The sequence below is a fragment of the Hyphobacterium indicum genome, assembly GCF_003129605.1.
GTDB lineage: Bacteria > Pseudomonadota > Alphaproteobacteria > Caulobacterales > Maricaulaceae > Hyphobacterium > Hyphobacterium indicum.
In genome coordinates this window covers 61,234-84,147 of record NZ_QBDX01000003.1, presented here as the reverse complement: position 1 = coordinate 84,147, position 22,914 = coordinate 61,234, and the positions used below count along the sequence as shown (strand labels likewise).

20 protein-coding genes and 1 tRNA gene are annotated in these 22,914 nt (G+C 55.9%); 7 read left to right on the top strand and 14 right to left on the bottom strand.

Features of this window, described 5'->3' with window-relative positions:
• Positions 1-8: 8 nt before the first annotated feature.
• The 6 genes from DBR16_RS07560 to DBR16_RS13985 form a co-directional block, all read right to left on the bottom strand.
• On the bottom strand, positions 9-1,895 hold the full coding sequence (locus DBR16_RS07560; RefSeq protein ID WP_170108331.1) for a site-specific DNA-methyltransferase: 1,887 nt from the start codon (positions 1,893-1,895) through the stop codon (positions 9-11).
• Between the two features lie 17 nt (positions 1,896-1,912).
• The gene (locus DBR16_RS07555; RefSeq protein ID WP_109260667.1) at positions 1,913-2,605 is read right to left on the bottom strand and encodes a DUF4391 domain-containing protein; all 693 of its coding nucleotides are present in this window, start codon (positions 2,603-2,605) and stop codon (positions 1,913-1,915) included.
• A complete protein-coding gene (locus DBR16_RS07550; protein ID WP_109260666.1) occupies positions 2,602-5,874 on the bottom strand; it encodes a helicase-related protein in 3,273 nt (1,090 codons plus the stop codon). Before DBR16_RS07550 ends, DBR16_RS07555 begins: the two co-directional genes overlap by 4 nt.
• A gap of 735 nt (positions 5,875-6,609) precedes the next feature.
• A complete protein-coding gene (locus tag DBR16_RS07540) occupies positions 6,610-7,941 on the bottom strand; it encodes a type II toxin-antitoxin system HipA family toxin (protein ID WP_109260664.1) in 1,332 nt (443 codons plus the stop codon).
• Positions 7,941-8,186, bottom strand: coding sequence for a helix-turn-helix domain-containing protein (locus DBR16_RS07535; protein WP_109260663.1), 246 nt, complete (start codon positions 8,184-8,186; stop codon positions 7,941-7,943). The genes DBR16_RS07540 and DBR16_RS07535 overlap by 1 nt, the downstream gene beginning before the upstream one ends.
• A gap of 335 nt (positions 8,187-8,521) precedes the next feature.
• The gene (locus DBR16_RS13985; protein WP_161539438.1) at positions 8,522-8,674 is read right to left on the bottom strand and encodes a hypothetical protein; all 153 of its coding nucleotides are present in this window, start codon (positions 8,672-8,674) and stop codon (positions 8,522-8,524) included.
• 145 nt (positions 8,675-8,819) lie between these two features.
• Here DBR16_RS13985 and DBR16_RS07530 point away from each other — a divergent pair, with 145 nt between their 5' ends.
• Entirely contained in the window at positions 8,820-9,689 is an 870-nt protein-coding gene (locus tag DBR16_RS07530; RefSeq protein WP_109260662.1) for a hypothetical protein, read from the top strand.
• 1 nt (position 9,690) lies between these two features.
• Here DBR16_RS07530 and DBR16_RS07525 read toward each other — a convergent pair whose 3' ends face one another.
• Both DBR16_RS07525 and DBR16_RS07520 read right to left on the bottom strand, forming a co-directional pair.
• A complete protein-coding gene (locus DBR16_RS07525; protein ID WP_109260661.1) occupies positions 9,691-10,254 on the bottom strand; it encodes a hypothetical protein in 564 nt (187 codons plus the stop codon).
• The gene (locus DBR16_RS07520; protein WP_109260660.1) at positions 10,251-10,847 is read right to left on the bottom strand and encodes a hypothetical protein; all 597 of its coding nucleotides are present in this window, start codon (positions 10,845-10,847) and stop codon (positions 10,251-10,253) included. The genes DBR16_RS07525 and DBR16_RS07520 overlap by 4 nt, the downstream gene beginning before the upstream one ends.
• 578 nt (positions 10,848-11,425) lie before the next feature.
• Between DBR16_RS07520 and DBR16_RS07515 the strand changes: the two genes are divergently transcribed.
• A complete protein-coding gene (locus tag DBR16_RS07515; protein WP_109260659.1) occupies positions 11,426-12,970 on the top strand; it encodes a recombinase family protein in 1,545 nt (514 codons plus the stop codon).
• 150 nt (positions 12,971-13,120) lie between these two features.
• Here the strand turns inward: DBR16_RS07515 and DBR16_RS07510 are convergent, their stop codons facing one another.
• The 4 genes from DBR16_RS07510 to DBR16_RS07495 all read right to left on the bottom strand — a co-directional run bounded on the left by DBR16_RS07510 (position 13,121) and on the right by DBR16_RS07495 (position 14,978).
• Positions 13,121-13,693 (bottom strand): hypothetical protein, encoded by a 573-nt coding sequence (locus DBR16_RS07510; RefSeq protein ID WP_109260658.1) that lies wholly within the window; start codon positions 13,691-13,693, stop codon positions 13,121-13,123.
• A gap of 55 nt (positions 13,694-13,748) precedes the next feature.
• Entirely contained in the window at positions 13,749-13,937 is a 189-nt protein-coding gene (locus tag DBR16_RS07505) for a hypothetical protein (protein ID WP_109260657.1), read from the bottom strand.
• A 496-nt stretch (positions 13,938-14,433) separates the two neighbouring features.
• Positions 14,434-14,509 (bottom strand) — tRNA-Thr (locus DBR16_RS07500).
• 64 nt (positions 14,510-14,573) lie between these two features.
• Positions 14,574-14,978, bottom strand: coding sequence for a DUF1761 domain-containing protein (locus DBR16_RS07495; RefSeq protein ID WP_109260656.1), 405 nt, complete (start codon positions 14,976-14,978; stop codon positions 14,574-14,576).
• Between the two features lie 121 nt (positions 14,979-15,099).
• Between DBR16_RS07495 and metG the strand changes: the two genes are divergently transcribed.
• A complete protein-coding gene (gene metG / locus DBR16_RS07490; RefSeq protein WP_109260655.1) occupies positions 15,100-16,815 on the top strand; it encodes a methionine--tRNA ligase in 1,716 nt (571 codons plus the stop codon).
• Between the two features lie 645 nt (positions 16,816-17,460).
• Here the strand turns inward: metG and DBR16_RS07480 are convergent.
• Positions 17,461-18,186, bottom strand: coding sequence for an ABC transporter permease (locus DBR16_RS07480; protein ID WP_109260653.1), 726 nt, complete (start codon positions 18,184-18,186; stop codon positions 17,461-17,463).
• Positions 18,183-19,091: an ABC transporter ATP-binding protein gene (locus tag DBR16_RS07475; RefSeq protein WP_161539437.1), complete on the bottom strand. Its 909-nt coding sequence runs from the start codon at positions 19,089-19,091 to the stop codon at positions 18,183-18,185. Before DBR16_RS07475 ends, DBR16_RS07480 begins: the two co-directional genes overlap by 4 nt.
• Positions 19,092-19,457: 366 nt before the next feature.
• Between DBR16_RS07475 and DBR16_RS07470 the strand changes: the two genes are divergently transcribed.
• From DBR16_RS07470 to DBR16_RS07455, 4 genes are read left to right on the top strand one after another with little or no spacing between them, the layout of a single operon-like run.
• Complete coding sequence (locus DBR16_RS07470) at positions 19,458-20,783, top strand: amidohydrolase (protein ID WP_109260651.1); 1,326 nt, start codon at positions 19,458-19,460, stop codon at positions 20,781-20,783.
• A gap of 2 nt (positions 20,784-20,785) precedes the next feature.
• On the top strand, positions 20,786-21,184 hold the full coding sequence (locus tag DBR16_RS07465) for a Rid family hydrolase (protein WP_109260650.1): 399 nt from the start codon (positions 20,786-20,788) through the stop codon (positions 21,182-21,184).
• Positions 21,181-21,615: an avidin/streptavidin family protein gene (locus DBR16_RS07460; RefSeq protein ID WP_109260649.1), complete on the top strand. Its 435-nt coding sequence runs from the start codon at positions 21,181-21,183 to the stop codon at positions 21,613-21,615. Before DBR16_RS07465 ends, DBR16_RS07460 begins: the two co-directional genes overlap by 4 nt.
• Positions 21,616-21,674: 59 nt before the next feature.
• Complete coding sequence (locus DBR16_RS07455; RefSeq protein WP_109260648.1) at positions 21,675-22,844, top strand: DUF819 family protein; 1,170 nt, start codon at positions 21,675-21,677, stop codon at positions 22,842-22,844.
• Positions 22,845-22,914 lie beyond the last annotated feature (70 nt).

The following is a 22,914-nucleotide window of genomic DNA, read 5'->3' as shown; positions in this document are numbered from 1 at the left end:
ACCCGCCCTTAAATCGATTTCACATCGGTTGCGGGGGAGAGCTGTTTGAAAATCTGCTCGACATTGATCTTCACGGCATCGGAAACAAAGCCATTGTCGCGGAACACTACACGGGCTGGCTCATGATTGGCCAGCTCCTTCACCAGCTCCTCGGTCACGCCGTAATCGAAGCAGGCGATCAGGTCATAGGGCTCCTCGTTGACGAAGAAGACCGTCCTGCCGCCGACTTCTTGCCTGCTGATCGGAAGTGTTAAATCGACGCCCCAATCCACAAGCACTTGGAATAGGAGGTCTTCCGGGTCAGTCCGGTCGGGCTTTACATTTTCTACAGCATCCAGAAGGGCCTCTTGTTGCGTCATTTCTGGCGAGTACCAGTCGTCGCTCATATTTGTGGTGTCTACGCGGAGGACGCGAATGCCTGCATCAAGATCGAGGTCACCTTCTTTTTGATTAGAGATGTTCTGCGCGGCCCTCTTGATCCTCTCCAAGCAGATTTCCGAGATCGTAGAAAAACCCGCCTTTTGAGCCTCTGAGCCGACCGGTACTTGCTCATCAATTTGAACGGAAATGCACTTCCTCCGAATGCTGTCAACCGCACATTGCTCCATTACCGCATGAGCAAAAGCACCAGACCCTGCGAAAAAGTCTAATGCTACACCACCTTGCTTTGACCCCATCTGAACTAAAAACTGCAATAACGGCACTGGCTTTGGCGTTTCGAAAACCGCCTTGCCATCAAAAAGTTCCTTCAACGCATTTTTCGCACTCTCATTCGTTCCAGCGTCTTCTGCGAAAATTATTGTCTCCGGAGTCAGCCCTCGATCCTTAGCTTCGAGATATGTCTTTATACGCGGAACGCCATTCCCATCTTTACCGAACCAAATCCGGTCTTCTTGAATTGCTCTCTCCATTTCTTTTTCTGTATATACCCAACAGCGACCACTCTCGAGTTCGTGGATTTTTCCATTAGGGGCCTTCAGGTCATAGAATTGTGCCTTTGTTCCGTGTCCGGCTTGAGCGTGAGCAGGGTCTGACTTCCAAGGCCCACGTGGATCATTGTCGGGGTTCTTGTAATTCGCCAAAGCCTTTTCTGACATTGGCAGTTGAGCAATTGGCCGCACACCTTGAAACCGGCCTTTGGTGTAGCAAACGATGTAGTCGTGACGGGATGAGACAACTTTGCGGTTTTCTCGATTAGTGCGTTTTTCCCAAACGAAGTTTGCGATAAAATTCTCTACACCAAATATTTCGTCACATATTCGCTTTAAATTTGCGACTTCTTGGTCTCCGATCGAAATGAAAATCACGCCATCGTCGGCGAGTAAGCGATGGGCGATCTTAATCCTTGGGTATAAAAAGGTGAGCCAATCAGAATGAAAGCGCCCGTTAGATTCCAGATTCGCAACAAGTCGGCTCCCATCGCTGACGGATTGCTTGGATTTCTCAAAATACGAACCGGCATCCTCTGAGAAATCATCATCGTATACAAAATCACCTCCCGTATTATATGGAGGGTCTATGTAAATAATGTTCACGCCGCCCATGAAGGAGTTTTGTATCAGTTTTAGAGCATCTAAATTGTCACCTTCTATAAAAATATTTTCTGTTTTATCGAATTCTACACTTAAGTCCCGCTTGGGCCTAAGAGTTTTCGCGATTGGAGCGTTTGCTGTGAGGATAGCTTCGCGCTTACCCGGCCAATCAAGGCGGTAACGTTCCTGCGGCCCCTTGACGATGTGGTCGGATAGCTCCTGACGAAGCTGATCAAAATCAACCGCATATCGAAGCTTACCGTTCTCATCCGTGGCTTCCGTCACGCAGCCCGGAAAAAGCTCACGAATTTTCGCAATGTTCTCATCGGTGAGGTTCGGGCTGTGCATCTTCAGTTTTTCCATCGGTCGTCCATTCGTCGTTATTTGCTGGCGGCAGGATCTATTGTGACCCGGCCACCAAGTTGTTTGAGTTCAGCGGTCGCAGCACGCAGCTCGGCGTTAATTGCGACCTTTTTGTTGAATTGCTTTTCGCGGGCCAGGCGCGATTTGATCCGCTCAATCTCGCGCTCTTTTGCCCTTATCGCCTCTACCCGAGAGACGCGATCCTGAAGCGTTTCACCTTCGAGGGGCGCTCCAGAAATTAATTCTTTCAATACCTTATCATATAGGCCGCCAAGGTCGAGGGCGCGGGGAAGCGATTTGCGCGGCTTATCCACAGGCTCCCAATCCGCCGCGAAATGCTCGCTCACAACCCATTTGCCTGCGTCGGCGTCGCTTGGGCGCTTATAGGCCGCGACAAGTCTGCGCTCTTCGCCTTTACGTAGTTCAAACAGGATCGGGAATGGAATGGCCCTATCGATCGCCTGGAGCACTTCGTAATCGATATCAGAGCCACGCATGCGCAGCTCAAAGACCTGGATTTCAGGGACGCTGGTTGAGGCGGCGAGATTGATCGTCTCAGGTGCAAGCTTGTAGGCCCAGCTGATTTGATCGACCTGATCGACAAAGCGCTGGCGCTGCTTCGTGCTCAGACCCCCGGCATCATAGATTTTCGATTTCGGCACGACGCGCCCGAAACGGGCGGCTTTGGGATATTCGAAACACCCGGTCATGGCGCCTCCTGGATCACCAGGAAGGCGATCAGCTCGAAGTCATCCAGCCCTGCGATCGTATTCACGAGCGCCGATGTTCTTCCCCCAGAAAACAGGCTATCGATGTCCTTCTCTTCCTTCACCTCGATCATCGAACGGATGGCTGCGCTTAGAAGCTCTGACTGGCGGCTCATATTTCGCCCGTCATCGGTGGTCTCATTGAAGAGGCGGCACACAGCCTGAATTGGCTCAGACTCGCCCTTGCAGCTGGCGCGCATCAGATCGAGGAGCCTCTTCACCTCTGTATGGTCGGCGACAATCTCACCGTCGTGGCCGATATAGACCAGGTAATAGGGGTGCAGGCGGTTTTGCTGGTTGATGTTCACCGCGTCATGAATGTTGCGGAGCGCGAAAATCACACCGGGCGCAAGGCCTAATTCTGGATCGGTGGGCACGACCGCGTGCATGCCGTTTGGCATCCGTTCCAAATCGTCGTGTTCCTTCACGTAATTGAGAAGGTCCATTCGGAAGTCGTTCAAGCCGAGGTCCGTGATCGACACGCCGGTCTTCACATCCTCCAGCTCAATCACCTCCTCTTGGAGCCGCTTCAGCTGATCCTTCCGGTAGGCGATCTCGCTGGATTTAGCTGTCAGAACGTTATCGTCGCCAGTCGCGGTGACGTCCGCGATCATCATGCGATTCTCAACCCGTTCTTTGAGATTGATATATTCATCGAGCGTGATGTCCGGCCAGTAGTTCACCAACTGGATTTCCGAGTTCGGCGATCCGATCCGGTCTATCCGGCCAAAGCGCTGAATGATCCGCACCGGGTTCCAGTGGATGTCGTAATTGATCAGGTAGTCACAGTCCTGAAGGTTCTGACCTTCAGAGATGCAGTCGGTTGCGATTAGGATGTCGATCTCGGCGTCATCGTTCGGCAGAACGAGATGCTTGTCTTTTGATCGCGGCGAGAAAAGCGTCAGGATCGATTGGAAGTCGTAGGACTTCTTGAGCGTTGTCTTCGGCGCGTCGGAGCCGGTAACGCGTCCGGCGTGGAGCCCGGCGCTTTTTGCCAGGTCGCCGGCGATATTCTCGTAGAGATAATTCGCCGTATCTGCGAAGGCTGTGAAGATTAGGACCTTCTTGTTTCCCGCATTGAGCGGCGCGTCGATCTTGTCGCGGATATGCTTTTTCAGGTGCTGAAGTTTCGTATCATCTTCAGGCCGGATCAAATCCATCGAAGCGAGAAGCGCATCGATTAGTGCAAGGTCGCCTTTGAGGTCATGCGTCCAGGACTGCACGTCCATATCGCTTAAATTTATGCGAACCTTCTTCCCGACGGTGAAATCCCCAAGCCCCGACAGGTCTTCGTCGTCCGGGTCGAAGCTGGCCGCGTCGGATGAAAAATCTGATATTTCAAACGCGTGGCCGTTGCGTTCAAAGTCAGCGATCGCGTCCAAGGTCGTGTTCAAATTGGCCTTCAGCGAGCGCAAGGTCAGCCGGAACGCCTGAACGGAACTCTCAAGGCGCTTCAGCAAGTTAGTAGTCATCAGAGCCTGGAGGCTGCGTTCCCGATCTACTTGCTTGAGCGCGCCCCTTCCGCCCTCGACTTGCGTGTCGTAGAGCGCCTCGTACTTTGCGATGCGGCTCGGCAGGATGTAGCTCAGCGGAGCGTAGACAGCGAGCTTCATCATCCCAAGCTGCGCCACGATTTCATTCAGACTCATCACGTCCTTACGCGTGGTGAGGGGGCAATGAAAGGATAATGGCTTGCGGCGCTCGGGGAATTTTCCAATGGCCGTTGTATCGTAGAAAGTTTCGATATGTTTGCGCGACCGGGCGATCGTAACGCTATCGAGAAGCTCGAAGAAATTGAAGTCGAGCATTTTGAGGATCGACGGGGCGGTTCGCTCCTCGGGTGGCAATTTGGACCAGATATTGAACGCGGTCTGGGCGCGCCGAAATATCTCTTCGATGCTGGCTTGTGATTTGAGCTTCTTGCTCAGGCTCTCCGATTGGCCCTCATAGGCTAGCGCCAGCTGGTTTCGCAGGTCGGAAAAATGGTTGTTCACGGGTGTCGCTGAAAGCATCAGCACCTTAGTCTTCACACCCTCGCGGATGACCTGGTTCATCAGCTTTTGATACCGGGTCTCCTTGTCTTTGTAGATATCGTTGTTGCGAAAATTATGGGACTCGTCGATCACAACCAGATCGTAATTACCCCAGTTCACCCGGTTAAGAGGCATCCCGAACGACTCGCCGCTCGTGCGCGACAGGTCCGTGTGGCAGAGGACATCGTAGTTGAAGCGGTCTTTTGCAAAAATATTGGTCTTTAGGTTGGCGTTGAAATTCTGCCAGTTATCGGCGAGCTTTTTCGGGCAGAGCACCAAAACGGCGCGGTTTCTCAGCTCGTAATATTTAATAACAGCCAATGCGGTGAAGGTTTTTCCAAGTCCAACACTGTCAGCGAGAATGCAGCCGTTATAGGTCTCCAGCTTGTTGATGATGCCTGTCGCTGCATCTTTCTGGAAATTGAAAAGTTTGTTCCAGACAGCGCTATCCAGATAGCCAGTCAGGTCGTTTGGAAGCACATCTTCATCGACTTCTTCGAGGAAGTCGTGAAACAAATTGTAGAGGATCAAGAAGTAAATGCGTTCCGGCGAGTTTTCCTGATAAACAGACTCGATGTGCGTGCATATCGCCTCGGTCACGTCCTCCAGCTTATCGGGATCAGCCCAAATCTGATCGAATAGATCAAGGTAGGTGTCAGTGTGAGGCGCACCGTCGAAGCGATTGACGATATTCGAAACCGCATCACCTTTCTGATAGCCTAGATCGACAGCAGTGAAGCCGTTGATCGGCATGTACGCTGTGGGCTGCTTCTGACCGTCAACACACATGAATTGCTGCATGCCTGACCGGGTTTTGTTCGACTTGAAGCGCGCCTTTTTCCGAATCCAATCGGCGCACTCGCGGGCGATCGCTCTTTGCGTGAGTTTGTTGCGAAGCTGAATTTCGAATTCGGAGCCGTACAGGCTTCGCTCCCTCTCTGCCTTCGGGATGAAAAATTCCCGGCGCTCTTTGCGAATTCTGTCAGTAACACCCTCCGGCACAAATGTCGGAGCGGTGAAAATGAAATCGACGCCATCCACCTTCTGAAGCTCTGACTTCAGTGCTTCAAAGGCGTAGATTGAGAAACAGGATGCAGCGATCTTCAGCCGGTCGCCCTTACCGAGGCTCGCTTTTAGATCATCGCCTAAGAGCGCTGTGATATTGTCTATTACCTTCACGCAAGCCCGTCCTTATCGTCATTTTCTCTGTCACGGACCTGAGCCGCAGCTATGGCTTCATGATCCGCAATATGGCTTCGCATATACTCACGGATAACCTGCGCAGCAGGCCGATCCTGAGAGCGACACACTTCAATGAACCTGTCTCGAAGGTCTCGCTCTACGCGGATGCGAAAACCTGAATCTTTGCCCGACATGAGAAAAGTGTATCCATTGTGAGCACAGCCGGATAGCGATTGATGCAAGCTACCCACAACTTTGTCGATCTGTTCTCAAGAGGGCGCTCTCCAACCGGCGCAAGGTTGAGCGAGGTTTCCAAAGGGCGCGACAAGCCCTTTGGTCGATGGGATGGCTCCAAGGAAGGGTAGCGCGAAAGCTCTCTTCCTGGTCTCGATGAAATCGTCCCACTGACGGTGTCCCGCTGAGGCGTCCACAGACAGTGTCTCCATGACATGGCCATGGGGGTATCGGGGGAGCTTGGAGGCTCTACTGATCTGTGATCGAACGGCTGCACGTTCGGACATGGGGCGGTGTCGGAGGGGAGAGGGCATTCTCCGCCTCTGATGAGGGATCAATCGGCGATACGATTGGATGGTGCTGAGGGGGTTCAATACCTGGTCAGCACCACAGCGGGGGTATCCAACAGGGGGCGCAGCGGCCCCTTTGGCAAGATGTGTGGTACTACCACACACATCTTGCGCGCAGAATAAGCGTCTAAAACGGCGGTAATACCGCTCAATTGCTCAGATAAGCCTCAATTTCAGCGGCACGACGCTTTGCTGCTGCGGTAATAGCTTCGGCCATTGCGTCCGGTACGGATGGATCGATCACCTTCTTCACAGCATCTATTGCTTTGGGAAGCTGTTTTACGATCTCGGCCATCACCTCATGCAGCGCTGCAATAGGGAAGCTTACGAGCTTTGCTGTCTGCTCAAAATGACGCGGTGCGATCTCTGGCACCTTGTAGCGCCGTTTGTCTCCGATCGCCATCGCAAGCCGGAATGAATTGCGGGGTATCTGGCGACGATCATGCTGCCACTGGGTAGAGAGGATGTCGTAGAGCGGCGTCAGTCTGAAGCGCCCCTGCGGCTCCAGATACAGGGAAAAATTCTTAGCGTGCCCATCCGTCGCGCCAATCAGCCAGAAGATAATCTGCGCCTTCATGAAGGTCCGCCGGTCGTCGTCCGGTGCATCGCTCGATTTCAGGAGATCGAGGCAGTCTCTGATGCCTGGACCGCCGTCGCTTTCATATTTGCCGGTCGGTAGGATGCCGAGCGCCTGACATATATCTTCCTGGGGAAGCCGCAACAGGCGGCCTTTGTTATCAAGGCGGCGATCAAACCGTTCAATGCTGAGGACCAGGAGGTCATCCTCAAGCTTGAGGATTTCGGTCTGCGCTACTGCCAATCCAAGGGCGCGACAGAGTGCCATGCAGAAATGCTCGTTCTGCACGCTCTCGGTCAGGTCCACTTCGCCATCGGCTGTTTGAACCTTTCCGATCTGAGGCTTTAATATATGGGTGGTTGGCGTGGTGCCGATAGGCTCCATCCATTTGCCATCATGATAAAGAAGCGCTGTTTTGTCCTGTGCGCCCGCCAGTGAAATTCGGAATGCGTCATCACCGCCACGCATACCAAGGGGCGCAACGCTTAAAGAGCGAATACGTTCGGCGATTTCTTCCTCAGTGATGGGGTCACCTTCCGGCGGGCCGGGCGGTGTAGGCATGACATCTTCGGGAATAAATTGAAGCGCGCCAACGCAATCTCGCCCGAGAGCAGCTAACATGGAAAAGGCATCTGTGCCTTCTGCGCTGACTCTCGCCGCAATTCTTGCGCGGATACGATCATCATCTGGAAGCAGATTGTCGAACACTGCGCGAACCGGCATGCCGGTAAACGGGCGATCAACAAGCGGCATGGATGTCGAGACCGGTATTGCATATTCCCAATCGAGCCACTCACGGGCATAATCAAAACGTGTCGCGCCATCGGCAGCGCGCGCCAACTGTCCGACAAGACGGCCATTTAGCGCGACGTTTAAAGCGCCGGATTTTCGTTTCCGACCCATCAGAATAACTCCTCAAGGCTGGGCGTGCTCTTACCGCTGCGCGTTTGCAATGACATTTCGATGCCAAGCGCCGACATAATGTCGAAGATGACTTGAAGTTCTGAGCGCGGCTTGCCGCGCTCAACGGCTGAGATTGTCTGCTGACGGACTCCGGCCTTCTCAGCTAACTGTGTTTGAGTCATGCCACGGCGCTTTCGCTCACGCTGAAGCGCCGCACCGAGTTGTTTTGTATCGCGTATCATCATGTTGAATCTCCAACATTCAATATACGTGATCGCGGATAAAAACGCAATATCCGCGTTCGGGGATAAAGGGACTTTATCAATGTACGCGGATAGGCTTTCTAAAGCAGCTTATAGCTCTCGATCATCCCGGTCTTTGCCCTTATTGCCTCATTCGGGCACCTTCACCAAAGGCTCCATATTGCCAGCATAGCTAGGCCGGGTATCTGGCTTCCAGAGGGTCTAATACTCTGTGCTGAACGCCTCCACTTTCTTCTGCTCTAACGGGTCGACCTTAAGAGGTTTGCCAAAAAAAAGGAGGCTCCGGGGAGCCTCCTTCAATTCGAGTCGGGTTTCGCCTAGCTCTTTTTTTGGTTGTTGTAGTTGTTCACGTAGGCGTTGTAGGCGTTCGAGTTGTTGCCAAACTGGCTCGGCGTGGCGAGGCCGTTGCCGTAACGGGCGTCATTTTGCCCGGCAGTCTGCGGCGTGGTGTTTTTGTACTTGTTGTCCATGTTCGCTCTCCTTATTTGCTGTTAACAACGATGGCCGCACCATCCCACGGAGCGAGCGAACAGCCAAAGCGGCGCTTTTGCGGAACCCCGGTAGACGCTCGCATAGAATTGCGCGACTTTTGACAAAATGCGTCAATGGTGAGCAATGACCCAATTGAAAGATATCGAAAGATGCCTACGCGGTTTCCTGAAGCAGATCGTATTGGTCGATAAGTTCTACGCGTCCCAATCTGAACTCGTTCGGCAAATGTCGGAGTTTGGCTCCACGCAAGAGCAGGCCGTCATGGATCGCTTGGCTGCTGAGCTAGACCTGAAGCCTGTCAGCGCGCTCGATATTCATCTCGAAGCAAGTGAGTTGTCGCGAATTATGAGCGATAGTCGTAATATTACTAAAAATAAGTTGCTATTTTTCCACTCTTTTTGTTACTATAGACATAATAAACAATATTTAGATTATATTAGAATGAATCAAATCGAAGAAAAAGAACCTATTTACTTTCACTTTAATGCGCTAACCAGTGAATCGAGCGTGAAAAGCGAAGCGTTTCTAGAATTGTACCGAGGCACGTATCGGTTGCTGCGGCCTTCACCGTTCAATGCCGATGAAAAGTTCTGTGAGTGCGTGTTAACGATCGGATCTGAGTCTAGCCCATTCGACTGTAGGCTGGTGACACGCTTCACCGACGCGCATGGTCGAGAACGCACCAGCATAGCGGACGGAAAGATTATTCCCGATACGGATCACGCCACTGCGATCTTTGGCTTTCAGCAAGCGGGCATGGGTGTGATCCAGTTCGACACTGTCGAGCTGGATCACGGCGAGCAACGAAAGGTTCTTGATCTCAAGGGGCTTATGCTGGTCGATCTAAAAGGCAGTGGGCCTGCGAGTGCCTGGCCTGTTTATGCCGAGCGTGTTGAGAATCAAGAGGTTCAAGCCAGAGAAATTGAAGTAGCGGATATCTCAGACCTTCCACAGCATGTGACGACGCACCTATTCAAACCCGCGCTTCGATAGCTCATCGCTCGCGTTCATCGCGATCAGGTCTTTTGGCCCTCGACTGAGGCACCTTTTCTTGTGGCACTAGATGCTGGGCGTAGCTTGGACCAGTGTCAGGCTTCCCAAAGGCTTCATATTTCCGCTCGAATGCTACAACTTTCTTAGGCTCGACAGGGCCAGCCCGCTCATCCCGGAATAGCAGCGGATAGGTTATGCGCTCGGCCTTGTCGGCTACGGCGTGCTGTCCGGCGTCCCGCATTACATCGAGCGGAAGTCGCCCGGACTTGTCCCGTGTCCAGAGTGCGGCACAGGCCTCCTGAGTGAGCACCTCGAACAGAAGGCCGGATTTATCGATCCCTGACCAATGCAGCGGAGTCATGCCGTTTTGGTCCTGGCGCTCCGCCAGCCCTGAATCACGCTGCAAAGCGGCATAGAGCCCGGCGGCATCCCCGCTCTTCACCAGATCGAATACGCCATGCTCGCTCTGATGCGCCGCAGCGCCCAAGTCCTGACGCCCTTCCTCCGGAAGGCTCCGCATATACGCTTCGAGCTGTTTGATGCGATCGCGGCTGTCGGCGGTCATGAGTCCGCCTTCAAAGCGATCGTCGTGATCTGAAGCGAAACGGCATCGCGGAGGACCGCGACCATACGATTACCTTGCGCCACGGCGATCCCTTGGTGCTTGCGCTCTATTTTCACGCCGAATGGATCCGGCCCCGTCTGGGTTTCGACGCATTCTGCAAGTCCGTATGGGCGGCCTTCTTCAGTCTCTATGACAATGCTGCGCCCATCAAACTCATATTCGCCTGGATCGGGAGCATCGGTGATCGATCCGAACCGGCAGACGGCCTGGCCGAGTATTTCGGGATCGGTCAGTTCGGGGCTGATATCCAAAGGGCCGTATTTGCGGATCAGATAGAGGTGAAGGCATGCCCAGAACTCATATCGAGGCGTCGAAGCCAATTTGAGCATCTTATCCATGGTCTGATGAGACAGCTTGGCTAACCAGCCCTCTGAGACGCCAGTTGAGGCTATGAAGCGGGCGACAAGCTTCATGTAGGTGGGAAGCTTCACACCAGCTGCCTTCCAGTCTTCAAGCATCAAACGCCTGATGCGTTGCTGCGCATCCGGCGGATAATGGCTCAAAAGCCCGAACTTGGCTGGATCAAAAATCATAAGTCGCAGAATTCTTTTGTAATATTCCGGAATCTTCTCTTTTGCCCGGTACTACCAGACAGGGGGTGGATGGCAAACTCGCGTGCGTGTTCGGGGACGAAAAGACCCCATTTTTGCGAGAATGGCCATGAAAAACGACCAAAACACCAGAAAAATCAACGGTTACAGACAAATCGTTAAAATTCAGCGATTTCAGGGGGTTGGCAGCCAAAATTCTCGCAAACCCTTGGAATCACTAGGCTTGAAGGGCGTTTTATGTTTGACGGGCACCCCGTCCGATATGGTATACTGTAAATATAAACTATTGAATATTTTAAGTTATTAAAAATGGGACGGCATGATCTTGATAAGTATTTGCCTCTCGTGCGCTCGTTCAATTTATCCGATGAGCATAAGCGAGAGTTATTGCAATCCGTCTGGGGTATTGCCCAGAGTTTTGTAGACCGCGCTTATCAACTGGATTCTACACAGCTTTCTATCGCTGTCAGGAAAGAAGAAACTGGCAAAAAGCCTAATTCTTCTTTACGCTTAGGCACAACTCAAAGAGAGCCGAATACGCCAACTGGAGGGCCACAATAATGAACGAAAAGGCCGTCATCTACTGCCGTGTATCTGATACAAAACAAAAGCTTGAGGGCCATGGGCTCGAAAGTCAGGAAGTGCGGTGCATCGATTACGCCGAGCGATGCGGCTATGAGGTCGCCAAGGTCTTCAAAGATGATGCTTCCGGCGGTATTGCTGATCGTCCTCGCTTCGTCGAGATGCTTGCCTTCCTGGAAGCGCGCAAAGCTGAGTCACACATAGTGATCGTCGATGACATCAACCGGATTTCACGCTCACTCGAAGTCCACCTGATGTTCCGCGAGAAATTGAAAGCGATTGGTGCGCGGTTTGAGTCTCCGACACAAAAATTTGGCGAAGGTGCTGATGACCGGATGGTCGAGATGATGCTCGTCAATGTGGCGGAGTATCAGCGCCTGAAGAACGCCGAGCAGACAAAAAACAGAATGTGGGGCCGTCTCAAGAACGGATATTGGGTCTTCCAAGCGCCGCGCGGCTACAAATTCGAGAAGGTCGGCGCTCACGGCAAGCTGCTTGTAAAGAATGAGCCTGTAGCCTCAATCCTAACTGAAGCGCTTGAAGGCTTTGCATCAGGCCGGTTTCAAACGATGGCTGAAGTGAAACGGTTTCTAGAAACGTTCCCGGAATACCCACGGGACACCAAAAAGGGTGAAGTGCGCATTCAAAGAATTCGCCCCCTCCTTACACAGTCTCTCTTCGCAGGTTATGTTGAGCATGAAGGCTGGGGGATCAAGATGACAAAAGGGCATCATGATCCTTTGATTTCGATGGAAACCTTCCAAAAAATACAGGACCGTTTAAACGGGAAGCCCGCGAAAGTGCCCGCAACGCTTAATCTCAATGAGATGATGCCATTGCGCGGATTCGTGCGTTGTAGAAGCTGCGGTGGGCCACTGACTGGTGGTCGCTCGAAAGGCCGTAATAAGTATTACTTCTATTACGAATGTCAGGCGCGTGGGTGCAGTGAGCGCCGTAAATCGATACCTAAGAATCGGATCGAAGGCGACTTTGAGGCGCTTCTTGCATCTATGCAGCCGCGCAAAGAGCTATTCCACCTGTTGCATGCGATGCTGCGCGACCTTTGGGATGCGCAGGCCGAGCGCGGCGCTGCTATGGTCAGCGCGGTGAAGAAGGAACTGGCTGAAATCGAGCGTGATATCGAGCGTCTCGTGGATCGCACGCTCGATACAACTAGCAGCACACTCGCTAAGCGCTATGAACAACGACTTAGCGACCTGGAGGCCAGAAAGCTTGTTTTAATCGAACAACAGAGCCAAATAGGTCGGCCTCAAAGCACCTTTGAGCGGACTTCTCGAACCGCTATGCGGTTCCTCGCTAACCCATTGAATTTGTGGAATTCTAAGCGCATTGAAGACAAGCGTGCGGTGCTGAAATTGACTTTTTCTGACCAGATTTCATATGACCGAAAACAGGGTTATCGAACCGCCAATTTATCGTTACCTTTCAAGGTGTTAGGTCGCATTAATGGGGAGAAAAGAGAGATGGTGCCGGCTGAGGGACTCGAACCCCCGACCCCCTGATTACAAACGCGTGGCGATGGGAAGGCCAGTCAAGCAATTTCAATGGTTTAGGTTTTGCGACTTCCCGTACACTTCCCGTCTATGTCCCGGGGGTCACCCGGATTGTCCCGCTGGGGGTCACACAAATCACGCCCAAGGGGGTCACAAAATTTAATCCATAATGCCCGCGATATATTCTTCGAATTTGTCTCGCATCATTTCGCGCACAAAATTTACTGGGAGTTTTATTTGCGCGGCTACAATTTCCAATGTGGTTTCATTTTTACTCAACTGATCTCGAAAATTGGCGCGAGCATCTGCTTTGCAAAGCACAGCTAATGCCCTCCAAAATGCCTTTTGTTCAGCGCGAAATTGATCTGACATCGGAGCGGTCGGATCGCTAAATTTTTCAACTTGCGTATCGTATTTTTCGGGTGTGTTAGCGCGCTCGCTATCGGTGTCGAATGCGTGCATTAGCTCTTTTGTATAGACCATACGACGCATTTCTTTCGACAGCGATCTGGCCAGCACTATCAAAACTTCGTTGTTGTCCAGAGGAACCGGAGGGCCAAGTGGTCCCTCGATGTAGAAGCCTCTTATTATTTCGGGATTTAGGACGCCGGTCCATTGCTCTTTAACGCCATTGATTCTCGTCAGAGCAATAATTTGATCTCTAATCCAGCTCGTTTTTATGCGGTCTGATTGGTGATCTTGGACATTCTCGTAGAGTTGCCGGAAAGACATAAAAAAAGCGCCACCTAATGTTGAAAAGATGGCGCTTTGTATGGCTTTGAATTACCTAACCGTCAAGATCTGTGTCCGGGTCTAGGCATTCTTGATGTGTTTCAGCGTCGGCGAAATACTTGTTGATTTCGCTCGCGAAATCTTCAGGTGTTGCATCACGATTCGCGCCAGGGAAAAACTTTATGTTTTCCACATTGCTGTCCGTGAACAACCGCTTTTTTAGCAGCTGTGTGTCGATTTGCATAACTCTCTCCGGCATACCAATTGGCACGCTTCTTTCTTCGCCCAAGGTAACGACCTCAAGGATCGTTATAGTACATGTAAGCGCTTAAAGCGCGATTACGACGTTGTTAAGGCAACGTTCATCTTGACGCATTCGAAAATCGCCGAGTGAATCTGAGGTCATCTCAAACCAAAAATCACTTCATTGAATTCGTTGGATTGGAAGCGATTTTCGTGCGCGCAACGTCAAATAAGCTCTGAAGGCCTATTAAGTCAAATGAAATCGGCATTTCAAACTTGCGGCATTTTATCCGTTTTGAACGAGATTGGCGCTTCAAGGGTCTGAAAAAACCAAACTTCTCGTCGATTAATTTGGTGGGGGTCACATCAAGTGTATCCGGCCAGTTTATTGAAACCACAATACAATTTACACAACTTAAGCGAGGGGTCACATTGCGCTGGGGGTCACATTTTGAATGTAGTGTATTCGATTATTGATGTAAGTTATTGAAAATAAATGGTGCCGGCTGAGGGACTCGAACCCCCGACCCCCTGATTACAAATCAGGTGCTCTACCAGCTGAGCTAAGCCGGCCCGCTGATGCGCGATGCTTATAGCGAAGCGATGCCCGCCTGCAAGCAGGCATCGCTGATCACTATCAGAAGAAGCTGAAAATGGCGCCTGCCAGAAGGTAGGCTGCCAGCTGATTGCCGAAATGGATCAGCGTCAGTTCCAGCTTCTGCTTCTCGTAGATATGGGCCAGTAGCGCGGTTGTGGCACTGAAGAAGAGCCAGACAAAAAAGGCGGTCTTCATCGAAGCGAGCAAGCCTTCAGCGCCTTTCCAGTTCAGCACGAGCCCGATACCAATGGCGGCAATCAGCGAATTGGCCAGCCCCTTCGCCATCATCACCGGCATGTTCACATCGCCCATCGTCTCGGGCGTGAACCCGTTCAGCGCCATCCAGCGCTTGCCGAACAGCGGCCCGTACCAGACAAAACCGACGACCATGAAGCCCAACATGGCCAGCAAGGCTGCGATGATATTGATCCCGTAAACGTCCATGCTCTTTTCTCCCCAGTCTTTCGCGCGTATGTCTCGCGCTGGATTCGGGCCCGTCCCGGTTCGCGGGTTCGCGCCTCTGGCGAAAACCCTAAGCATAGATTGCAATCAAGGCGAAGCGAAAATGGCCCGGTATCTGATCACAAGCGCGCTACCCTATATCAACGGGGTGAAGCATCTGGGCAATCTGGCCGGATCGATGTTGCCGGCCGATGTCTATGCGCGTTTTCAACGCCTGCGCGGCCATGAAGTACGCTATATCTGCGCGACGGATGAGCATGGGACGCCGGCGGAACTGGCCGCTGCGGCCGAGGGCATGGATGTGCGCGCCTATTGTGACCGGGAGCATGAGATCCAGCGCGCGGCCGGTGACGGATTTGCGCTGAGCTATGATCATTTCGGCCGCACCTCGAACGCGCCCAATCACCGCCTGACCCAGCATTTCGCGGCGGTGCTGGAAGACAAGGGACTGATCGAGGAGCGCAGCGATCATCAGGTTTATTCCATTGATGATGCCCGCTTTTTGCCGGACCGTTATGTCGAGGGCATATGCCCGCATTGCGATTTTGAGCGCGCCCGCGGCGACCAGTGCGACAATTGCGGACGGCTGCTGGAACCCACCGATCTGAAAGAGCCCTATTCGAAGATATCCGGCTCGAAAAATCTTGAAGTCCGGGAGACGAGACATCTTTATCTGCTGCAGACGAAGATGGAGCCGAAGCTGCGCGCCTGGGTCGATAACGCCGCGGACAAATGGCCATCGCTGGCGGTGTCGATCGCGAATAAATGGCTGGATGAGGGGCTGCGCGACCGCTCGATCACGCGCGATCTCGCCTGGGGTGTGCCGGTGGCGCGCGACGGAGTGATCCGCGAGGGATTCGAGAACAAGGTCTTCTATGTCTGGTTCGATGCGCCCATCGGCTATATCGGCGCGACCGAGGAATGGGCCAGCGCCAATGGCGGCGACTGGGAAAGCTGGTGGCGCACCGACAAGGGCGCCGAGGACGTCACCTATGTGCAGTTCATGGGCAAGGACAATGTCGCTTTCCACACGGTCAGTTTCCCGGCGACCATCCTCGGTTCGCAAGAACCCTGGAAAACAGTCGACCGGCTGAAAGCCTTTAACTGGCTCAACTGGTATGGCGGCAAATTCTCGACCTCGGAAAAGCGCGGCGTCTTCATGGACACGGCGCTGGAGCTCCTGCCGGCCGATTACTGGCGCTGGTATCTGACGGCAAATGCCCCGGAGGGTTCGGACACGCAATTTACCTGGGAGCATTTCCAGGCTTGTGTGAACAAGGATCTCGCAGATGTGCTCGGCAATTTCATCAACCGGATATTGCGCTTCACGGCGTCCCGCTTTGACGGGGCGGTGCCGGCCGGCGGCGAGCCGGGCGAGCACGAGGCCTGGCTGGCGCGGGAAGTGGATGAGCGGCTGGCCGCGATTGCCGACAATCATGAGGCGATGCGTTTTCGCCCGGCGGCGGCGGAAACCCGTGCCCTGTGGGCGGCGGGCAATGAATATCTGACCCGCGCCGAGCCGTGGACGCATTTCAAGACCAACCCGGAAAAAGCCGCTGTCGGCGTCCGCACCGCGCTGAATCTCGCCGTGCTGATGGGCATTGCCGCCCAGCCGGTCATCCCGAATGCGGCGAAGACCATTCTCGATTGTCTTGGCGTGCCGGATGGTAACCGGATGTGGCCGAACGAGCCGGCCGCCGGCCTGCTGGATGTTCTGCCCCACGGTCTCGCTGTCACGCCGCCGGATGTGCTGTTTGCCAAGATTGACGATGACACGGTGGCCGAATGGACGCAGCGCTTTGGCGGCGAGGGCAGCTGAGGCTGGTGGCCACTCCCTCCCGGCATCCGATTGCGGGAACAGAAATCGCGCCGGACGACGGACGATTGCGGGGATAAAATTGGAATCGGCGTTTTTGTCTCCTACTACAACTCCTACAATTCTGGAGGCACGCGCGGGGCGGATGGGCGCGTCTGGCAAGGCGATGGCGGTCATTCTGGCGATTCCAATTTTATCCCCGGCCGGGCTCCCCTGACTCCGGTTTTTCCGGTTTTATCCCCGTAATGTCCGGAAAACGCGCCATGGGGCGGCCCGGCGATGCGGCGCGAACCGGCCCGGCGACGGACAGGGAGTTTAGGCGGAACGCGGCTGGCGGGGATAAGGCGGCGGATGCGGTATTGCCCGAACTGGCGGACATTTGCGTTTCAAGGGCTGGCCTGGCGGCGCACGCTGTGGCGCTCTCTCCCACGAGCCTGATGCGGCGATTTAGTGTTTTAACACAATGATACGAATAAGCCGCGAGTCCGGTGAGGCATGAGGAGCGGGAGAAAGAGGAGTGGGAGAGAGAGGAGCGGGAGAGCGCGGGCCAGGAATCGAGGAGGCAAGGAGAGTCGGTGGGGTGAGGGGGCCGGAAGAAAGAAGAACGGAGGCATGAGGGGCGGGAAAGGCGAGCCGCTTCTCGCACCGCTAGTCCCAATCCCGGCGGCTGAGCCAGACGATCATGGCGGCGAGGGCGGCAAGGCCCCCGATTCCGCCGATGGCGATGGCCAGAAGGGCGCGCTCCGGCTCGCTGGCCAGCACATTCACGGGCATCAGCCAGGGAAAGACCAGCCCCCATTGCGAGGAGGTCGCGGCGACCGCCACGAAGGTACCGCCAATGCCCACCGAAACAGGCAGGGCGAAGCTGGAAAAGCGCAGGGCGATGGCCAGCTGGAAGGCGGTGACGAGAAGGCTCGCCACCCACATTTTCGCAAGGATGGCAACAACCTGCCCATAGGGCGGCACGCCTTCGAGCGCTTCGGTGGACACGAGAATACCGCCAACATGGCCGGACGCGAATATGGCCAGGCCAACCAGCAGGCTGGTCGCACCCATCAGGGCGAAGGCGATCAGCCCCTTGGAAAGGAATATCTGCCAGCGCGGCGTGCCGGTGGCGAGGATGTGCGACCAGACGCCGGTGGAATGTTCCAGCTGGGCGAGGAGGGCGGTCAGACCCGTCGCCGTCATTGGCAGCAGGAAATAGGCCCAGATCGCCGTGCCCGAGAGCGCCGTGCGTGGCCAGTCGCCGGCGCTATTGCCGGAAATGATGACCAGCACGCCCAGCACGGTCATCATCACCGGCGGAACCGCCATCACCAGCAGAACCAGCGAGCCGCGCAATTTGATCAGGTCTGCGATAATCACGCCGATCATGCGGTCTCTCCCGTCAGCGAAAGGAAAATGTCTTCCAGGGCCGGCGGCTTGATCGTCAGCCCGGTCACGGCAATTCCCGCCTCGACCAATTGCCGGTTGATGGCGGCGGCGTCCGCCTCGTTCACGCCGGGCAGGACCAGACCGGCCCCGGATATTTCAGCGTCAGGCCAGTTGTCGGCCAGCGCGGTTCGGGCTCTGGCCGGGTCATCAAGCCGGACCTCCAGTCTGTGCGGCGCGGTGCGGATGAGATCCGACAGCGTGCCCTGAAACAACAAGCGGCCCTGATTCATCACGCCGACATGGCTGGCCATCTGTTCCACCTCGCTGAGCATGTGGCTGGAGACCAGAATTGTGGTGCCAAAGCGCGCCGGGGCGTCGGCGATCAATTGCCGGATTTCCCGTATGCCGGCCGGGTCCAGCCCGTTGGTCGGCTCGTCGAGGACCAGGAGCTCCGGCTCACCCAGAAGCGCCCGCGCAATGCCCAGCCTCTGGCGCATGCCGAGGGAGTATTCGCCCGCCTTGCGGCCCGCCTCTTTTGCCAGATCGACGATGTCGAGCACGCGGTCAATCTCGCCCTTGCCGATACCCCGCATATGACAGGTCACGGCAAGATTCTGGCGGCCGGTCAGGTTGAGATAGAGCGCCGGGGTTTCGACGATGGAGCCGACGCGGGCCAGCGCTACGCGTCGGTTTGACGACAGGTCGTGCCCGGCAATCCGGATACTTCCGGCATCGCGGCGGATCAGGCCCAGCAGCATGCGGATCGTGGTGGTCTTGCCGGCCCCGTTCGGCCCCAGAAAGCCGAAAATCTGACCACGTTCGACACGCAGGCTCAGATCATCCACGGCGGTCAGATCGCCATAATGGCGGCTGAGATTTCTGGTTTCGATTGCTGGACCGGTCACGCTTGGAGTTGTAGCCGGGCCCAATATCGCAAGACTAATTACAGATTATTCAGAATCGAGAACGGGCCGCTCATACTCAACCGGTCTGCGAGACCGGTGCGTGGACAAGAATCCCGCCGGTCTGCGGATAAGGGCGGGGAGACTGGCCAATATGATAGGTTGTGGGTCTGCTGCGGCTGTGAAGGGCATGGGCCTGACCGCGCCCGCCACGGGTGGCTCTGCCATGCTCTTGTATGCTGCGGGCTCTCCGCTGCGGGCAGTCGGGCCAATATTGATCCGCCGGATCAATGTCATCACGTCCGCACCCCCTTGACCGCAATCGCCTGCCGCCGTCCAATGCGCGGCAGAGATTCAAAGGGGACTATCATGCGTCTGTTACTTGCTTCTGCTGCTGCCATTGCGCTGTCCGCCGGTGCGTTCGCGCAGGACGATCTGCGGTCATCCATCCAGTCGGATTATTCCGGCTATCTGGAAAGCCTGTACGAGCATTTTCACGCCAATCCGGAATTGTCGCTGATGGAGGTCGAGACTGCGGCGCGCCTGGCCGAGGAGATTCGCGCGCTCGGCTTCGAGGTGACGGAGAATGTCGGTGGCACCGGTATTGTCGCGGTGATGGAGAATGGCGAGGGGCCGACATTGATGCTGCGGGCGGATATGGACGGGCTGCCGATCGAGGAAAATACCGGGCTGGACTATGCCTCGACGGTGACGGGCACGGACCGGCGCGGTCTGGAAAGCCATGTCATGCATGCCTGTGCACACGATACCCACATGACGGCGCTGGTCGGCGCGGCGCGCCAGATGGTGGAACGCCGCGAGGACTGGTCCGGCACGCTGGTGCTGATCGGGCAGCCGGCCGAGGAGCTGGGGCTGGGCGCGCAGATGATGCTGGATGACGGGCTCTATGAGCGCTTCCCGCTGCCCGATGCCGTGGTGTCCTTTCACACATTCGGCGCCATTCCGGCGGGCATGATCGGCTATGTGCCGGGCTTTGCCATGGCGAATGTCGACTCGGTGGATATCACCGTGCGCGGCATTGGCGCGCATGGCTCCACCCCGCATGTCGGCCGTGACCCGGTCCTGTTGTCGGCCCAGATCATCACTGCCTTGCAGACGCTGGTCAGCCGCGAGATGAACCCGCTGGAATCCGGCGTGGTAACGGTGGGCGCGATCAATGGCGGCACCAAGCACAATATCATCCCGGACGAGGTGCATCTGCAGATCACGGTGCGCTCCTATTCCGATGCCAATCGCGAATTGTTGCTGTCGGGCATTGAGCGCATTGCCCGCGGGCAGGCGATCTCCGCCGGTATTCCGGAAGACCGTCTGCCGATTGTCGAGGTGGAAGAGCCCTATACGCCGGCCACCTATAATGACCCGGACCTGACGGAATCGGGCGTCGCGGTGCTGCAGGACCGCTTTGGCAGCCTCGCCGTGCGCCAGCTCGATCCCGTCATGGGTGGTGAGGACTTCTCGCGCTATGGCCGCACCGAGGAGGATATCCCGATTTTCATGTTCTGGGTCGGCGGCACTCCGCAGGACACGCTGATCGAGTATCAGTCACAGGGGCTGTCCGCACCGGGCAACCACTCCGCCCTGTTTGCCCCGGATGCGGAAAGCTCGATTACCATGGCGACCGAAGGCCTGACCGCGATTGCGCTGGACTTCCTGGCGCCGACCGGCGCGCAATAGACATGGTGGAACGTGTCTCGTCCGGCGCGGTCTGGGAGGACCGCGTCGGCTATCGCCGTGCTGTGAAGGAGGGCCCGCATATCTGGGTCTCCGGCACGGTGGCGGTCGGCGAGGACGGCCGGCCCTATGCCCCCGGCGACATGGAAGCCCAGACGCGGCGCTGTCTTGAAATCATCGAGGCGGCGCTGGTGAAGCTCGGCGCGTCGATGAAGAATGTCCGCCGCACCCGCGTTTTCGTCACCGATATGAGCGCGGATGCGCAGGCCGCCTTCGCGCGGGCGCATTCGGCTGTGTTCGGAGATTTCCCGCCTGCCTCGGCGCTCTATGGCATTTCCGCGCTGGCAGGGCCGGACTTTCTGGTCGAAATCGAGGCCGACGCCTATCTGGCGGAAGACGCATGATGCGTTTCCTGCTTTTGATTCTGTGGGCGGTCTGGCCTGCCACAGCGTTCGCGGATGATCTGGCCGTGCCGTCGGTCTGGGAAAACCAGAGCGGATCGGTGCTTTTTCTCGATACGATGGATGATGGGGGCCGCCTGACCGGGCGTTATGTCAACGGGGCGGCGGGCTATGCCTGCCAGGGCATCGAATATGACGTTGAAGGCCGGGTCTTCGAACCATTGATCACCTTCAATGTGGTCTGGCGCGCGGAGGCGGAAACCTGCCACACCATCACCAGCTGGACCGGCGTGATCGAGGGCGATGTCATCGCCACCGAATGGTCGCTGGTGCGCTGGGTGGCGCCGGACACCGAGAGCGGGGACAGCGGGCCGGGCCGGTATGCCGGGGAGAGCCGGTTTGTGCGCCGCGACCGACGCCATTGTGAGCATTAACGCGTTGCGCGGGCGTGTCAGCCTGCTTAACTGCGGCGCGAAACAGAGGGGCTGACTTCATGGAAACGCTGATTCCCGCCGACAATCATTTCGCCGTCATGGCGGGGCTGTTCGTGATCGCCGCTATCGGTTTTCTGGCCGAAAAATCCCGCATCGGGGCTATTCTGACTGGCGCGGTGGTAGCAATTTTCCTGGCGATATTTGCCGCCAATCTGCGGATCATTCCACAAAGTGCCCCGGCCTATTCCTTCGTCTTCACCTATTTCGTGCCGGTGCTGATCCCGCTCTTCCTGATGAAGGCGGACCTGAAGAAAATCTTTTTCGAGACCGGCCGCATGACGCTGGCATTCGGCGTGGCAGCCCTGGGCACGGTGCTGGGCGCGATTGCGGCTGTCTCGCTGCTGGATTTCGGCGCGGACGAGGCGGGGATCGCCGGCGTGTTCACGGCCACCTATATCGGCGGCTCTGTGAATTACGCCGCATTGCTGGACATAACCGGACTGCGCGCCGATGCGGCTTTTGTCTCGGCGGCGACGGCGGTGGATAATCTGGCGTCAGGCCTGTTCCTGGCGCTGCTCGCCATCCTGCCGGGGTGGCGCTGGCTGGCCACAAGATTTCCTGCCCGTGACCACACGAAAGGCGAGATCGGGGCCGGGGAGAATGGCAAGGCCACGGCGGCCACGCTGACCATCACCATTGCCTTCGCGCTGACCATTGTGGCGCTGGGCGACCTCCTGACAGGGGCGCTGGCCGGCCTGCTCTCAGGAATGGGTGTGGAAGATGCCGCGCGGCAGGCCGGAAACTGGCGCTATGCCATGATCACCGTTCTGACGCTTATCCCCGCGACTCTCATGCCGAAGACCATGGCCCGGCTTCATGGCGGGTATGAGCTGGGGATCGGGCTGGCCTTTGTTTTCTTTGCCGCCATTGCCGCCGGGGCGGATATCCCGTCCCTGATTCAGCAGGCCCCGCTTTTGATGGCGCTGGTCGCGATCCTTCTGGGGGTGCATCTGATCGTGCTGTTCGGCCTGGGGTCGCTCTTGCGCCTGTCCGTGCCCGAACTCATCACCGCTTCCAATGCCGCCATTCTGGGCGCGACGACGGCGCCGGCCCTGGCGGCGGCCAAGGGCTGGAAGGATCTGGTGACGCCGGGCGTGCTGGTCGGGGTGTTCGGCTATGCGCTGGGTACGCTCATTGCCACCGCCGTCTATCAGTTCTGGCCCGGCTAGCCACAGACTCGTCGCTAGGGGAAATTTGGAGTAAACTCTCTCCCGCGAGGGGATTTCAGGGGAGGTATCC